The organism is Aestuariivita sp., from assembly GCF_049276915.1.
In the GTDB taxonomy this organism is placed as follows: Bacteria; Pseudomonadota; Alphaproteobacteria; order Rhodobacterales; family Rhodobacteraceae; genus Aestuariivita.
Window position 1 is genome coordinate 1 of the sequence record NZ_JBASXK010000006.1, and the last position, 14,931, is coordinate 14,931.

Sequence of the window (14,931 nt, forward strand, 5' to 3'; positions counted from 1 at the left end):
TTGGCATACTTATCACTGAGCCAGTAGGCTAAGTGCGTCTGGGGAAAGGGGAAGAATATCCTTCAACCGATTTGTGCAACAAAGCCTATCGTTGGTGTAGAAACATGTTTGGGCCCCTTTGTCTGCCAACATAGGACTGAACCGCTGCGATGATTCCCGCGCACCAAATCCCCCCGTTGCCCCGCGACCTGCGCATTCAACAACACGCAGAACGCGAAGTGCCGGGAAAATAGCCTGCCAAAATTTCAGTTTTATCGAAGTTCACAGAATCCAAACAGATCAGTTGACATACGATTTGCAGCGTCCTTACTCTGCGGAAGTCGTGCAGGCCTGCCAGCCATCTACCGCACGCTTCGGGGATGTGGCGATCCATACATTTTAGAAAGGCGCGTCTATGGCTTGGTTTGTCACAGTAATTTTGCTGGTTATCGCGGCCATCCTGATCATCGCGTTTCTCAGCCGGTATTACCGCAAGGCGACACGCGAAATCAGTGTCGTGCGGACCGGTCAGGGCGGCCAGAAGATCGTGCTCGATGGAGGCTGCCTTGCACTGCCCTTCCTGCACAAGGTTGCTGAGGTGAACATGCGCACCTCTAAGCTCGACATCGAGCGGACTGGCACCGCCTCCATCATCACCAAGGATCGTTTGCGGGTCGATGTCGCCGCCGAGTTTTACGTCCGTGTTCAAGCAACTATAGAAGGGGTCGCTACCGCAGCGCAGGCGCTGGCGGGCAAGTCGTTTCGCGCCGCCGATTTGGAGGAAATCCTCGAGGGCAAACTCGTCGATGCCATGCTTTCGGTCGCCGCGCGCTACACGATGGATGACCTTCAGGACAATCGCGCCGCCTATGCCAAAGAGGTCAGCGAGATGCTTGAGGGCAATCTTGCCAAGAACGGTCTGATGCTAGAATCCATGTCGCTCACGCGGATCGACCAGACGCCGTTTCACGCGCTCGACGAGAACAACGCCTTTAACGCACTCGGGATGCGGCGGCTGGCCGAGATCATTGCCGTGAACAAGAAAGAGCGTGCCGTAATCGAGGCGGATGCCGATGTATCGGTCCGGCAAAGCCAGCTTGACGCAACCAAACGCAAGCTCACAATCAGCCGCGAAGAAGAAGAGGCGATGATCACCCAGCAGCGCGAGATCGAGATTGCCCGCTCTCGTTCTGCGGCGGAGACCGCCGAGGAGCAGGCAGTATCGGAGAAGCGCCGCGAGGCCGCACGCATCGACCGCGAGACGGAGGTGCGGCGCCAAACGCTTGAATCCGAATTGAACTCTGCGCTTAAGAAGTCGGAGAACACAGTCGCGTTGGCGCAAAAGCGCAGCGAGGAAGCCCGCGCGGAAGCCGAGGCAATTGCTGCCAAAGGCAGCGAGGCGGAAGCCGAGGAGCGCGTCCGAACCATCCGCGAAACCGCTGCCGCAGAGCGCGACAAGGCGCTGGCCCTAATCCGCGCCGCCGAGCAGGCAGAGGTCGACGATACCCGCGTGAAATCAGAGGCCGGCACGATTATTTCCATGGCCCAGGCGCAGGCCAAGGCCACCCATGACCGATCCGAGGCAGAGCGCGACAAGATGCTGGCCGAGGCGGCAGGTATGTCCGCCAAGATCGCCGCTGAAAATGCGCTCAGCCCCGAGATCATTGCGATGAAGCTCGAAGAGCATCGCCTGCGCACCCTGCCGCAGGTCGTGGAGCGGATGATGAAGCCCGCCGAGAAAATCGAGAGTATCCGCATTAACCATATGACCGGTTTCGGTGGTGGCAGTTCGGGCGGTGACGGGAGCGACAAATCCACTGTGAATCAGGTGGTCGATTCCGTGCTCAGCATGGCACTGCAACTGCCTGCGGTTCAGAAACTGGGCGAGGAGGTCGGCATGAACATCGGCGATGGCGTGCGCGGCATCTCCGGCTCGATCAGCGGCAAGGCAAAGCCTGACGCGCCAAGCGACGACACGGCGCAAGAGACAAAAAAATAGAACAATATCAACAAGGAGACACCAAATGACACTTTCCCGCAGACATTTCGTTATGGGCTCGTCCGCACTGGCCCTTGCAGCACCGGCGACCATCGCGCGCGCCCAATCCGACAACATCATTTTCGCCTCGATCCTCGATCTGTCCGGCGGGCTCGACATTTATGGCGCGCCTATGGCCGAGACGACCCGCATGGCAATCGAGGAGATTAACGCCGCAGGCGGCCTGCTGGGCCGTGAAGTCGAGCTGAAGATGTATGACGCGCAGTCGACGATCCAGTTCTACACCCAGTTCGCCACGCAGGCCGCCGCAGGCGACAAGGCCGCGACGGTCCACGCTGGCATCACCTCGGCCTCACGCGAGGCGATCCGCCCGACGCTTGCGCGGTTCAAGACGCTCTATTTCTACAACACGCAGTATGAGGGCGGCGTGTGCGACTATAACAACTTCTGCACCGGCTCCACGCCCGCGCAGACGGTGGCCAAGATTGTCCCCCACGCCATGAACAAATGGGGCAAGAAGGTCTACATCGTCGCGGCTGATTACAACTATGGTCAGATCACAGCGCAGTGGATGCAGCGCTTTGTAAAAGAAAACGGCGGCGAGACGCTGGATGTGGAGTTCTTCCCGCTCGATGTCACAAACTTTGGCCCGACCATCAACAAGATCCAGACCGCCAAGCCAGATATGGTCATCTCGGCGCTGGTCGGTGGCGCGCATGTGTCCTTCTACCGCCAGTATGCGGCAGCAGGCATGTTGTCTGAGATCCCGATCGCTTCGACCACCTTCGGTGTCGGCAACGAGCAGAAGCTCATCTCCGCCGAGGAAGGCAACGGCATCATGGCCTCCTACGGCTATTTCGAGGGGATCGACACGCCCGCGAACAAGGACTTCCTGTCGCGGCTGGACGCCAAGCTTGGCGCGGGGCGCCCGGTGATGAACGAACTGTCGGTCCGCTCCTACGAGGGCGCGATGCTCTGGGCGGCTGCGGTCAAGGCGGCGGGCACCATCGACCGCGATCCGGTGATCGAGGCGCTGCGCTCGGGGCTGAGCTATGACGGACCCTCCGGCACCGTCAGCATCGACGCACAGACCAACCACTGCTCGATGAACGTCTACATCGGCGAGCTGGCCAATCAGGAATGGAACATCGTCGAGTCCTTCGATAATCAGCCACCCGCGGATACGCAGCTGGTCTGTGATCTCAACGCCAACCCGAACCAGTCGACCTTCCTGTTCGAGAATGGGCTGGCCGCCGCCGGAATCGATTAAGCCCCTTGGCCCGGTTTGCGCCGGGCCAATCCCCCCTTTGACCTTCGGGAGATCGCCTTGGATCTGTTTGTCGCCGTAACGTTCCAGCTGGTTTATGGCATCGCCAACCTCGCTTTGATCAGCCTTGGGCTGGCTATCATCTTTGGCATGATGCGCGTGATCAACCTCGCCCATGGCGAGTTTCTGATGCTGGGCGGCTATACTGTAGTGGTGGCGACGAACGCGGGCGTGAACATCTGGTTCGCGATGCTGGTTCTTGCACCGCTTGTAGTGGGCATCACCGGTGTCATCGTTGAGCGGGTGATCATCCGCTGGCTTTATGGCCGGATGGTGGACACGCTGCTGGCCACCTGGGGGCTGTCACTGCTGCTCATTGGCCTCGTGACCTCGATCTTCGGCGCCTCGACGGCCACAACCATCTCCCCGCCGCTCGGCATCATCCGAATCGGTGATTATTCCGCTTCAGGGTACGAGCTTTTCCTGATCGCTGTCACACTGGTACTGTTCCTCGCGGTCTTCGCTACGCTCAAGCTGACCAAGCTGGGACTGGTGGCGCGCGGCACGATGCAAAACCCCGAGATGTCCTCGGCGCTTGGAGTGTCCACCACCAAGATCTACATGATCACTTTTGGTCTGGGAGCTGCAGTGACCGGATTGGCAGGCGGGCTGCTCGCCCCCGTCACCGGCGTGTTGCCCACCATTGGCGCGACGTATATCGCCAAAGCCTTCATCACCGTCATCTCAGGCGGCTCCGCGATCCTTGCGGGGACGGCGGCGGGGTCGATCCTGCTGGGCGGGATCAACGGCGTATTCGCATTTCTCACAGGCCCCACGTTGGGCGAGGTGGCGCTGCTGGTCGCGGCGATAGTGTTGCTGCGGCTCATGCCGCGCGGGATCACGGGGCGGTTCTTCCGCAAATCCCTATGACTGGTGGCAGCTACGGCATGCGGCCGGTCCTCATCTTCGCGCTTATCGGCGTAATCTTCATGTTCGGCGCACCCTACGTGCTGCAACTCTTCACCATCATCAACCTGACAACTGCCATAGCACTTGCCGTCCTTGCACTCAGCCTCGCGCTCGTCTGGGGTTTCGGTGGTATCCTGTGCTTCGGGCAAGTCGCGTTCTTCGGCCTCGGGGCCTATGCATACACCATGGGCGCGATCAACTTTGGAGGCTCCACATGGGCCATACTGCTGGCCATTGCGGTGCCCTGCGCTTTTGCCGCGATATTGGGGTATTTTGTCTTCTTTGGGCGGGTTTCGGATGTCTATCTGGGGGTGATCACCCTCACCGTCACGCTCATCTTTTTCTCGCTCATCCGGCGCACCTCGGGTCCGGACTTCAAGATCGGCATCGCGCAAATCGGCGGGTTTAACGGTGTCACATCGCCGCCGCTGAACCTGCCGTGGGATACGTCCGCATTTCTGTTCCCCGAACAGGTTTTTTATGTCGCCATGGCGGCGCTGATCCTGTGCTACATCTTTTGCGGCTGGCTGGTGAACACGCATTTCGGCCGTGTCTGTGTCGGCATCCGCGAGAATGAATTGCGCGCGGAGCTTTTGGGCTATGACTCGCGCCTGTACAAGCTGGGGATCTTCACTATTTCAGCGGGCATTGCAGCCATCGGTGGCGTGCTGTTTTGCAATGGCGTGGGGCGGATCACGCCGGATGTGTTCAATCTATATAACGCTGCACTCACGATTATCTGGGTGATCGTGGGAGGGCGTGGCACGCTGATCGGGCCGGTAGCGGCTACCTTTGGGCTGTTTTATCTGACCTCGGCCCTTGGCGGGCAATCGACCCTCAACAACAACCTCGTGCTGGGGATAATCCTGATTTTCTTTGTGCTGCTGGTGCCAAAAGGGGTCGCGCCTACGATCATCGACTGGACTGCGCGCCGGCGCAAACCGCGCAGGGCATCGCGCCGCGCCCGGCGCCCCCGCAGCGAGGGCCGCAGCGCATGAAACCCGTCCGCGACAAACGCGCAGTTATCGTTGAGACGCAAAACCTTTCCATGCATTTCGGCGGGGTACGCGCAGTAGATCAGGTGGATTTCACACTGTTTGACAAGGAGCTGCGCTGCCTCATCGGGCCGAACGGCGCAGGCAAATCGACGTTCTTCAAATGCCTCACCGGACAGCTGATCCCAAGTGCCGGCAAGGTGATGATCCGCAACCGCGAGACGACAGGCTTTGAGCCGCACGAGATTGCGAGCCTAGGCGTGGGGATCAAGACACAGGTGCCCAATGTGTTCGACGGGCTGTCGGTGGATGAAAACATCTGGCTTTCGGCGCGCCGCTGGCACGGCGCCAAACGCGCGCGCGCTCTGGTGAGCGAGACGGTCGAGCGGTTGCAACTGGGAGACATCCGCCGCGAGATGGTGGGCCGTCTGGCGCATGGACAGCGCCAGTGGGTCGAACTGGGGATGGTCGTCGCAGCCGAGCCGTGGCTGGTGCTGCTCGACGAGCCTGCCGCCGGTATGACCCACGACGAAACCGCGCGCACCGCCGAGCTGATCAAGGAGATCAACACACAAGCAGCGCTGATTGTGGTAGAGCATGACATGCAATTCATCCGTATGATCTCCAAGCAGGTAACTGTGTTTCACGAGGGGCGGATACTGATGGAAGACACGATGGACGCCATCTCGAAGGACAAGCGCGCGCGCGAAGTCTATCTGGGGAACCGCGCATGAGCCCGCTGCTGAAGGTTCAGGGTTTGCAGGCAAGCTATGGCAGGGTGCCGGTACTGCATGGCATAAACCTTGAAGTAGCCGAGGGTGAAATTCTGGGCGTTTTGGGCCATAACGGTATGGGCAAAACGACTTTGCTCAAAACGCTTATGGGCATTGTCCCCGCAAAGGCGGGGCAGATGACGTTCGACGGCGAGGACATAACGACACTGAAATCTTCCGGACGTGCGCGCCTCGGGATGGGATACGTGCCGCAGGGGCGCGGGATTTTCCCCACGCTGAGCGTTCTGGACAATCTGCGCATGGGCGTCGCCTCCCACGATATGGACGAGGCAGACGCGGTAGAGCGCGTGATGGCCGATTTCCCTCGCCTTGAGCGATTGCTGGGCCGCGATGGCGGTGCATTGTCGGGAGGCGAGCAACAGTTGCTTGCGTTGGCGCGCTGTCTGATCTCCGAGCCGGATTTGATCCTGCTCGACGAACCGACGGAAGGGATACAGCCCTCGATCATCGACGAGATTATCGAGCTGTTGAAATCACTCAACCAGCGCACTGGTATTACGATCGTACTGGTCGAGCAGAGTCTTGATTTCATCACCGCCCTGTCGGATCGCGTGCTGCTGATCCAGAAGGGTGCGATCATCGGCGAAGTATCGGGGTCCGATACTGCCGACCCTGCACTGATCGAAGAATTCACCGGATTTGGCATGCCGTCGGGCGGCATCAAGGCTTCCCCGAAAATCGTCGCCAAAGACGCCAAACACACTCCCGCGCAGGCACCTGCCGCCGCGCTCTCCCTCACCGAAAGGATGTCCTATATGACCGTCCAGCGCCCCACCCTGAGCCAGATGAAAGACGTGGTGACCGAATTGGGCATGAGCATGTCGGATGCCCGCGTGCAGGAGTTCATCGACGTGATGCAAGGCACCCTTGATGCCTATGATATCGTCGACAGCCTGCCGGACTACCTGCCGCCGGTCCTTTATCCGCGCACCTCCGGCCACCGCCCCACGGCGGAGGAAAACCCGATGAACGCGTGGTACATCAAGACCGAGATCAAGGGCGCGCCGCGTGGTCCGCTGCTCGGGCGCAAGGTGGCGCTGAAGGACAACGTCTGCCTCGCCGGTGTGCCGATGATGAACGGCGCCTCCACGCTCAAGGGCTATACTCCCGATCTGGATGCCACCATCGTGACCCGCCTGCTCGATGCCGGCGCGGTGATCGCGGGCAAGGCGCATTGCGAATATTTCTGCCTCTCCGGCGGCTCCCACACCAATGCGACGGGGCCCGTGCACAACCCGCACAAACACGGCTATTCGGCGGGCGGATCGTCCTCCGGCTCCGGCGCGCTTGTGGGCGCGGGCGAAATCGATATGGCCATCGGCGGCGATCAGGGCGGCTCGATCCGGATGCCCGCATCGTTTTGCGGCTGCTACGGGATGAAGCCCACGCATGGGCTGGTGCCATACTCTGGCGTGATGCCCATCGAGACCACCATCGACCATGTGGGCCCGATGACCACCAATGTGATGGACAACGCGCTGATGCTCGAAGTGCTGGCGGGGGCGGATGGGCTCGATCCGCGGCAGTACGATGTGCAAACCGACCGCTACACCGCGGCAGTCGGGCGCGGAGTATCAGGTCTGCGCATCGGTGTGATCAAGGAGGGATACAGCCAGGCGGGCGCCGAGCAGGACGTAAACGAAAAGGTCCGCGCCGCCGCCGATACGCTGCGCCGTCTGGGCGCTACCGTTGATGAAATTTCAGTGCCATGGCACAACCACGGCACAGCGATCTGGACCCCCATCGCGCTGGAGGGGCTAACCCAGCAAATGATGCTCGGCAATGGTATGGGCACCGGTTGGGAGGGCCTCTATACGACCAGCCTGTTGGAGTATCATTCCAACTGGCGCACCCGCGCGGATGAGCTTAGCGATACGCTCAAGGTCTCGATGCTGGTCGGGCAATACCACCTCAAGCACACGCGCGGGCGCTATTATGCGAAGGCGCAGAACCTGTCGCGGCAACTGCGCGACGAGTTCAACAAAGTGTTTGCCTCCTACGATCTTCTGCTCACCCCCACCACGCCGATGAAGGCACAGCCGATCCCGCCTGCCGATGCTTCGCTCGAACTGTGGTGCCACCGTGCCTTCGAGATGCTGGGCAATACCGCGCCCTTCGATGTCACGGGTCATCCGGCGATGTCTGTGCCTTGCGGCATGTCTGATGGCCTGCCGGTCGGGTTGCAGATCATCGGGCGGCGCTATGACGAGAGCACGATCTACCGCGCCGCCTCCGCCTTTGAACAGGCGGGCGACTGGCGCGGGATGTAGGTGCAATGACACTCCCCATCGGCGGGCTATCGCATGTAAAGGGCAGCACAGATCGGCCACTGATCGAGGCCACGATCCCCGCCTTTATGGCCGAGGTACGCAAACGGCATGGTGACCGCATGGCGGCGGTGTTTTGCCAGTCTGGCGAGCGCTGGACCTATGACGATCTTTTGCGGCGTGTTGACCGGCTGGCGGCAGGGCTCCTTGCCATAGGCGTCTACAAGGGCGACCGCGTAGGCATCTGGTCGCCCAACCGGCCCGAATGGGTTCTGGCGCAATTTGCCACCGCGCGGATCGGGGCTATCCTGGTCAACATCAACCCCTCCTACCGAACACCCGAGCTTGCATATGCCATGCGCCATGCGGGCATCAGCACGCTGATCACCGCCGCAGGGCATCAAGGGTCTGACTATCTTGCGATGCTGCGCGCACTGGCGCCCGAACTGTCAAATGCGCGCGTCGACGATTTGCGCGCGGCGTCCCTGCCCGACTTGCGGCGGATCGTGCAGCTGGGGAGAGGGCCCGCGATGGCGGGCGCACTCACGTTTGACGAGGTGATGGCGCGCGGCAACGACGCACCCAAATCGCGGCTCGACGGGATCACGGCTGGGCTGCACCCCAACGATGCAATCAATATCCAGTTCACCTCCGGCACCACGGGCCGCCCCAAGGGGGCCACGCTCAGCCACCGCAGCATCATCAACAATGCTATCTCGACCGCGCGCGCGATGAAACTCACGCCGGATGATGCCCTGTGCATCCCCGTGCCGCTCTATCATTGTTTCGGCATGGTTCTGGGAAACCTCGCGGCAGTGTCCTATGGAGCAAAGATGGTCTTTCCCGGCGAGGGTTTCGATCCGCTCGCCACGCTCAGGGCGGTGGAGGATGAAAGCTGCTCCGCTCTGCATGGGGTGCCGACGATGTTTGCTGCCATGCTGGATCATCCCGAGTTTGCGGGGTTCAATCTGCGCAGCCTGCGCACAGGAATTATGGCAGGCTCCCTCTGTCCTGCCCCGCTGATGCAGCGGGTCATGCGCGATATGCATTGCGCGGACATCACAATCGCCTATGGCATGACCGAGACAAGCCCGGTGTCGTTCCAATCCGCCACCGATGATGCACCCGCGCGGCGTGTCGCGACCGTGGGCCGGATACAGCCCCATGTAGAATGCCGCGTGATCGATGAAGATGGCCAGACCCTGCCTGTTGGGCAAAAGGGGCAGCTGCTGACCCGTGGCTATCTGGTAATGAAAGGGTATTGGAACGATCCGGAGTTCACCGCGACGGCCATCCGCGATGGATGGATGCATACCGGCGATCTGGCAACCATCGACGCCGAGGGATATTGCGAAATCACCGGGCGTTTAGGCGACATGCTCATCCGGGGCGGCGAAAATATCTATCCGGTCGAGATTGAAACCCTTTTGCTTGACCACCCGGATATTGCACAGGCGCAGGTGTTCGGTGTGCCCGATGCACGGCTGGGCGAAGATGTCGCGGCCTGGATCATCCTGCGCCCTGGTGCCATGCTGGAGGCCGAGACCCTGCGCGACTGGTGCCGCGACCGGATCGCGCGGTTCAAAGTGCCCCGGCACGTCCACTTTGCCCGTGACATGCCCCTAACCGCCACCGGCAAACCGCAAAAATTCAAAATGCGCGAGGAGATGTGCACCAAGCTGGGCATCACCCTCGTGTCATAGCTTCTTTAACGGAGACCATCACATGCATACACTTACTGCGATCATCCGCGCCCGCAAAGGCCACGAGGAACTCGTCCGCGCGGAACTGCTCAAGGTCGCAGCCTTCGTTGCGGAGCAGGAGCGGGATACAGTCGGCTTTTACGTGGCGCAGTCCCCTGACGATCCGTGTGTATTTACCACCTACGAGCGGTTCACCGACCGTGCCGCCATGGGCCGACACAACGCTGGTGCCGGCTCCAGAGGTTTCTTTGCCGCGGCGGGTGATGCGCTCGACGGCGATGTGACTGTGGTCACCGCTGTCGAGATCGCGCCCTAGAGTTGTACGCCCTTGGTCAGCGCGCCGTCGATCACCAGATTGGTGCCGGAGGTGAAGCTGGAGGCGGGACTGGCTAGAAACACCACACCGCGCGCAATTTCTTCGGGCGCGGCCATCCGGCCCATCGGGTTCATGCCCAGCGCCTCGGCAAAAAGCGCGGGATTGTTCTGCTCGATATTCTCCCAGATGCCGCCTTTGAAATAGGTATTTCCCGGCGAGACTGTATTGGCGCGTATCCCCTTGGGCGCGAGCTTCATCGCCTGCCCCTGAGCGTAATGCACCAACGCGGCCTTAAATGCGCCGTAAGCGGGTCCGGTGAAATCAATCTCGCGGCCCGAGACGGAGGAGACGAGCGTAATCGACGCCGCTTTCGACTTCTCGAGATAGGGCATCGCGGCATTCACCAGCCGCACGGAATGCATCATATCTACGCCAAATCCCGCCTCCCACGCGGCCTCGTCATCGGCCACCGCGAGGGCGGAGACGTTGGCAACCACCATGTCAATCCCGCCCAGAGCGGCGGCGGAATCCGTTACCCATGATTTGAGCGCATGCTTGTCGGCAACATCCACACCGCGCCCGATCGCCTTGACGCCCTGCGCTTTGAGCACCTCGATCGTCTCGGCTACCCCGGCGCTGTCGCGCGCGCAGATGGCGACATTTGCCCCCTCTTGCGCAAAAATCTCGGCGCAGTGGCGGCCAATCCCCTTGGTGCCACCGGTGATGAGGACGTTCAGCCCCTTAAGTCCCAGATCCATGTCAGTCGTCCTTTATTGTTCGATATATTTCTTCAGGATGGAGGCGCCGAGCGTGTATTTCGGATCGACCATATTGCCCACGCGCATCTTGCCCGCCTGCGTGGCAAGGAAATAGGCCTCGGACTCCTCAAACCCGTAGTCATCCACCAGCCAGCGTACCAGATCGCGGTAGGCCATGCGGGCGGCGTCCTCCATCGGGCGGGCACTGCCCAGCGACATGATGAACTCCTCGGTCTCGATGCGCACGCCGGGGATGGACCAGCCCTTGATCAGGTCGATCTGGACGGTCACGGTGGCGGGGATTTCGACCGCTACGCCGCACAGCTCCCCGTCGCCCTGACGGCCGTGGCAATCGCCGATAAAGAAATGTGCGTCCTTGCGCTGGACCGGGAAATAGATGACCGCACCGGGGGCTACATCGGGACAATCCATGTTGCCGCCATAATAATCGGGCTGAAGGGAACTCACCGCTTCGATCTCGGGGCTGACGCCCATGGTTCCGACAAATGGCTCATAGGGGAGCGTGACACGGTCGGAGAATTTCACACCGCCCTCGGGCGTTACCTCCATCTTCTTGACCCGCTCGGCCATCGGCGCGTTCAACATCATGTTCATGTCCGCGACCAGAGCACCAAAGCCGGGGATGAGCGCGGTCGTGCCCGCAGGCTGCGGCCCGCGCGGCAGCAGGGAATGGATATAAACGGCAAGCACATCGCCCTTTTCCGCCCCCTCCACCGCGATGGGGCCATTTTGCGGGTTCACAAAGGGCATGTTGAGTACTTTTGAAGGTAAATCAGCTTCGGTTTTGATCGCGCCGCCAAAGGCATCGAGGGTTTCCACCTCGACCACATCACCGGGCATGATCCGCATTACGGGTTTGGAATAAGGGCCATAGACATAGTGAAACTCCCCTTGACCCTCCTCGCTGAGGCGGTGCTGCGTGCCCGCCTTGCCCTGTGCCACGGCCGTGCGGGCCATGATCGAATTTTCAGTCCATCCCATTGTTGTCTCCCTGATTTTATGTCTGCGGTTTTAATCTATGTCCGGCTGCTTGCGATGCCAGTCCGTCACACCTTGATAAGCGGCGGCTGCGCGGATGAGTGCCGCCTCGCCCAGACGCGGTCCGACGAGTTGCATGCTGAGCGGCATCCCATCGCTGTCAATCCCGTTGGGCAGGGTGATGGTAGGGCTGCCAGAGAAATCAAAGGGCGCTGTATATCGCATGATCGACAGCAGCACCTCGGGGTCGCTGCCGTAGTCGTCCATCTGTGACAGACGCGGCGTGCGTTTGGTCATGGTAGGGCAGATCATGCAGTCCACGGTTTTCATCATGCTCGACAGCGCATTGGTGAAAGCCATCCGAAGCTGCTGCCCCGCTGCGGCCTGCATGCCAGTGGTGGCGTGGCCTTCGTCGATCAGCTGCGCCAGATCGGCGCCATAGTCAGCGGCACGCGCGGGATAGGTGTCGACGTGTGCCAGCGCCGTCTCAATGGCGCACATCCTGATCCACTGTGCGACCAGATCGGCATGGGGCGGCATCTGAACCTCGACGATGCGGGCGCCCAGCCTGTCATAGGTCTCTAATGCCGCCTCGAGGGCGACAGCCACCTCGTGGTCTACCCCGTCAAAGCAATAGGCTCGGTCGATGCCGATGCGCATGTCGCGGACCCCGGTATGGAGTGCTGCGAAATAGTCCGGCACCGGCACATCCAGCGAGGTAGGGTCATGGGCATCCCAGCCCGCAATCGCCTGCAAGATCGCCGCACAATCCTCCGCCGAACGCGCCATAGGGCCTATATGGTCCAGCGTCTCGGCCAGCGCAAACACCCCGTACCTGCTCACCCGTCCCCACGTGGGCTTGATTCCTGTCAGGCCCGTCGCCGCACAGGGATAGCGGATCGAGCCGCCGGTATCGCTGCCCAGCGAGGCAAAGCACAGGCCCGCGGCAGTCGCGGCACCAGAACCGCTGGAGGAGGAGCCGACCCAGTGTGCCGCACTCCATGGATTGAGGGGGACGGGCACGGTGGGGTGGTGGCCAGTATAGGCGCCTTCGGTCATCGACAGTTTACCCAAGATCACGGCGCCCGCCATCTCGAGGCGATCAACGACCGTCGCGTTGTGCGGTGCCATGAACCCTTCATAAATTGTTGTGCCCGCACGGGTCGGCGCATAGGTGGTATAACACAAATCCTTGACGGCAATGGGCACCCCGTGCAGCGCGCCGCGCGTGATGCCGCTGGCGATTTCAGAATCCGCCGCACGGGCCTGCGCCTGAGCACGCTCCTCGCACAGATGAGCATAGCTGTTGATCTGCGGATCGACCGCCCTGATGCGCGCAAACATCGCTTGGGTCACGTCGATCGACGTCACATGACCATGCCGGATCATCGTGCTGATGTCCGCCAGGCTTTTGAAATGGAGCTGTGGGAATGCCATGTCTAACTGCCTCTTTCTGAATGGTCGCCGAGTGATACTCTATCGAACTCTGTCTCTTATTTAGTCATCCGCTAAATCCCAAAAGCAACAGATAGATTCGATTTTGCCCCGCCGGCGGCCAGAGCTCTCACGATTGCGCAGATCAGAGGCATACCTCCACTTTTCGGAATTGGCCTGAAATGCCGATAGGACATACCGAGGGCCAACCGCGCGTTGCGCTGAAAAGTCGGAATTGCGCATATCGTTGCCCAGCGCGCGCTCACGCGCTTCCGCCTCTGGCAGGCCATGCTTGCGCCAGTTCGCAACGAAGCGGCGCTCCAACTTGGCATGCGGTACCTCAGGCGCAGGTTAAGATCGAAGGCCTCTGCAAGGCCCGACTATGGCGGCATGCCCGGCAGGAGGTAATTCCCCTCGAACAGAACAATCCGTGCGTCGTACGGCACCGCTCAATCCGCCGTACGGTCAAATGTCGGATAGAATACATCATCCCCGGCGCGCAGCCTGTGCAAGAGATGAACCGCCCCTAGTTCACCTGAGGGCAACACTCTCTGAGAATTGCCCGTTATGGAACATGCGCATAAGAATACGACCCCGAAGCCGTATTCAACTGGGTTCCGCGAGCGCGCGGTCCGACTGGCGATGGAACACCGCGATTAGTATGAGAGCGAAGCTGCGGCGCTGACAGCGATCGCGGACAAATTGGGTTGTTTGCCGGACAGCCTGCGCGTTTGGCTTCGTCAGGCCCAGCGTGATAGCGGCGAACGGTCAGGCCAGACGACGGCTGAGAAGGCCATGATGAAGGAGTTGGAGCGTGAGGTGCGCGAACTCCGTCAGGCAAATGAGATCCTGAAGAAGGCGTCAGCGCATTTTGCTAAGGCGGAGCTCGAGCGACCGTGCGCAAATTACTGCTTTCATTTGAGAAAATAGGGGGAGGTTCGGGGTCGAGCAGATATGTGAGATGGTACAGATCGCCCCGTCCACTTACTATGAGCGGCGCGCCATTGCGATTTACCCGGATCGTGCATTGCGACGGGCAAAGTCTGACGCTGATCTCTGCGTCAAGATTGATGCCGTCAACGGTATCCTGCGTGGCCGCGAAGCAGACCCACTCCCTGCATGGATCGAGGACGCGATCGAAACCGACCTGGCGCCCATCGTGCGCTTCGCCCGCACCTTGAACCGGGACTTCGATGCGGTCAAAAACGCAATCGAGATGCCCTGGAGCAACGGCCAGGCGGAAGGTCAGATCAACCGCCTGAAGACCCTCAAGCGCGCCATGTACGGTCGGGCCGGTCCAGAATTGTTGCGGGCGAGAATGCTACCGTTCCGCCACCCAGATTGAGGCAGAGCCGATTTAAGGGCAACGCGACAGGAGGTCATCGACGGGATGCTGGATGGCCGCATGTTTCCGAACCGGTTCGGGGACCCCTCGGAATTCGGTCGGCTCG

The 14,931-nt window shown here is 60.8% G+C and carries 11 protein-coding genes, 1 pseudogene and 1 other annotated feature; of the genes and pseudogenes, 9 read left to right on the top strand and 3 right to left on the bottom strand.

The features are described from left to right. Window positions 1–394 precede the first annotated feature (394 nt). The 8 genes from WAO69_RS00370 to WAO69_RS00405 are packed head-to-tail and all read left to right on the top strand — an operon-like array spanning window position 395 to window position 10,289. Window positions 395–1,978 carry a flotillin family protein gene (locus WAO69_RS00370; RefSeq protein WP_422175581.1) on the top strand — a complete coding sequence of 528 codons (1,584 nt, stop codon included), beginning with the start codon at window positions 395–397 and terminating at the stop codon, window positions 1,976–1,978. 25 nt (window positions 1,979–2,003) lie between these two features. Then, window positions 2,004–3,248 carry a transporter substrate-binding protein gene (locus tag WAO69_RS00375; protein ID WP_422175583.1) on the top strand — a complete coding sequence of 415 codons (1,245 nt, stop codon included), beginning with the start codon at window positions 2,004–2,006 and terminating at the stop codon, window positions 3,246–3,248. Window positions 3,249–3,305: 57 nt separating this feature from the next. Further along, window positions 3,306–4,175 (top strand): branched-chain amino acid ABC transporter permease, encoded by an 870-nt coding sequence (locus WAO69_RS00380; RefSeq protein ID WP_422175585.1) that lies wholly within the window; start codon window positions 3,306–3,308, stop codon window positions 4,173–4,175. A gap of 17 nt (window positions 4,176–4,192) precedes the next feature. Then, the gene (locus tag WAO69_RS00385; protein ID WP_422175587.1) at window positions 4,193–5,212 is read left to right on the top strand and encodes a branched-chain amino acid ABC transporter permease; all 1,020 of its coding nucleotides are present in this window, start codon (window positions 4,193–4,195) and stop codon (window positions 5,210–5,212) included. Then, a complete protein-coding gene (locus WAO69_RS00390) occupies window positions 5,209–5,943 on the top strand; it encodes an ATP-binding cassette domain-containing protein (protein ID WP_422175589.1) in 735 nt (244 codons plus the stop codon). Before WAO69_RS00385 ends, WAO69_RS00390 begins: the two co-directional genes overlap by 4 nt. Further along, window positions 5,940–8,273, top strand: a complete 2,334-nt coding sequence (locus WAO69_RS00395) for an amidase (RefSeq protein WP_422175591.1) — start codon at window positions 5,940–5,942, stop codon at window positions 8,271–8,273. Before WAO69_RS00390 ends, WAO69_RS00395 begins: the two co-directional genes overlap by 4 nt. Window positions 8,274–8,278: 5 nt before the next feature. Continuing rightward, window positions 8,279–9,973 carry an AMP-binding protein gene (locus WAO69_RS00400; RefSeq protein ID WP_422175593.1) on the top strand — a complete coding sequence of 565 codons (1,695 nt, stop codon included), beginning with the start codon at window positions 8,279–8,281 and terminating at the stop codon, window positions 9,971–9,973. Window positions 9,974–9,995: 22 nt separating this feature from the next. Then, entirely contained in the window at window positions 9,996–10,289 is a 294-nt protein-coding gene (locus WAO69_RS00405) for a putative quinol monooxygenase (protein WP_422175595.1), read from the top strand. Here the strand turns inward: WAO69_RS00405 and WAO69_RS00410 are convergent. The 3 genes from WAO69_RS00410 to WAO69_RS00420 are packed head-to-tail and all read right to left on the bottom strand — an operon-like array spanning window position 10,286 to window position 13,483. Then, complete coding sequence (locus WAO69_RS00410) at window positions 10,286–11,047, bottom strand: SDR family NAD(P)-dependent oxidoreductase (protein WP_422175597.1); 762 nt, start codon at window positions 11,045–11,047, stop codon at window positions 10,286–10,288. The genes WAO69_RS00405 and WAO69_RS00410 overlap by 4 nt on opposite strands. Before the next feature lie 12 nt (window positions 11,048–11,059). Beyond that, window positions 11,060–12,049, bottom strand: a complete 990-nt coding sequence (locus tag WAO69_RS00415; protein WP_422175599.1) for an acetamidase/formamidase family protein — start codon at window positions 12,047–12,049, stop codon at window positions 11,060–11,062. A gap of 30 nt (window positions 12,050–12,079) precedes the next feature. Further along, on the bottom strand, window positions 12,080–13,483 hold the full coding sequence (locus WAO69_RS00420) for an amidase (protein ID WP_422175601.1): 1,404 nt from the start codon (window positions 13,481–13,483) through the stop codon (window positions 12,080–12,082). An 860-nt stretch (window positions 13,484–14,343) separates the two neighbouring features. Beyond that, window positions 14,344–14,459, top strand: a sequence feature (AL1L pseudoknot). A gap of 99 nt (window positions 14,460–14,558) precedes the next feature. Between WAO69_RS00420 and WAO69_RS00425 the strand changes: the two are divergent. Beyond that, window positions 14,559–14,825 (top strand): annotated as a pseudogene (locus WAO69_RS00425) (transposase); the annotation flags it as partial. Window positions 14,826–14,931 lie beyond the last annotated feature (106 nt).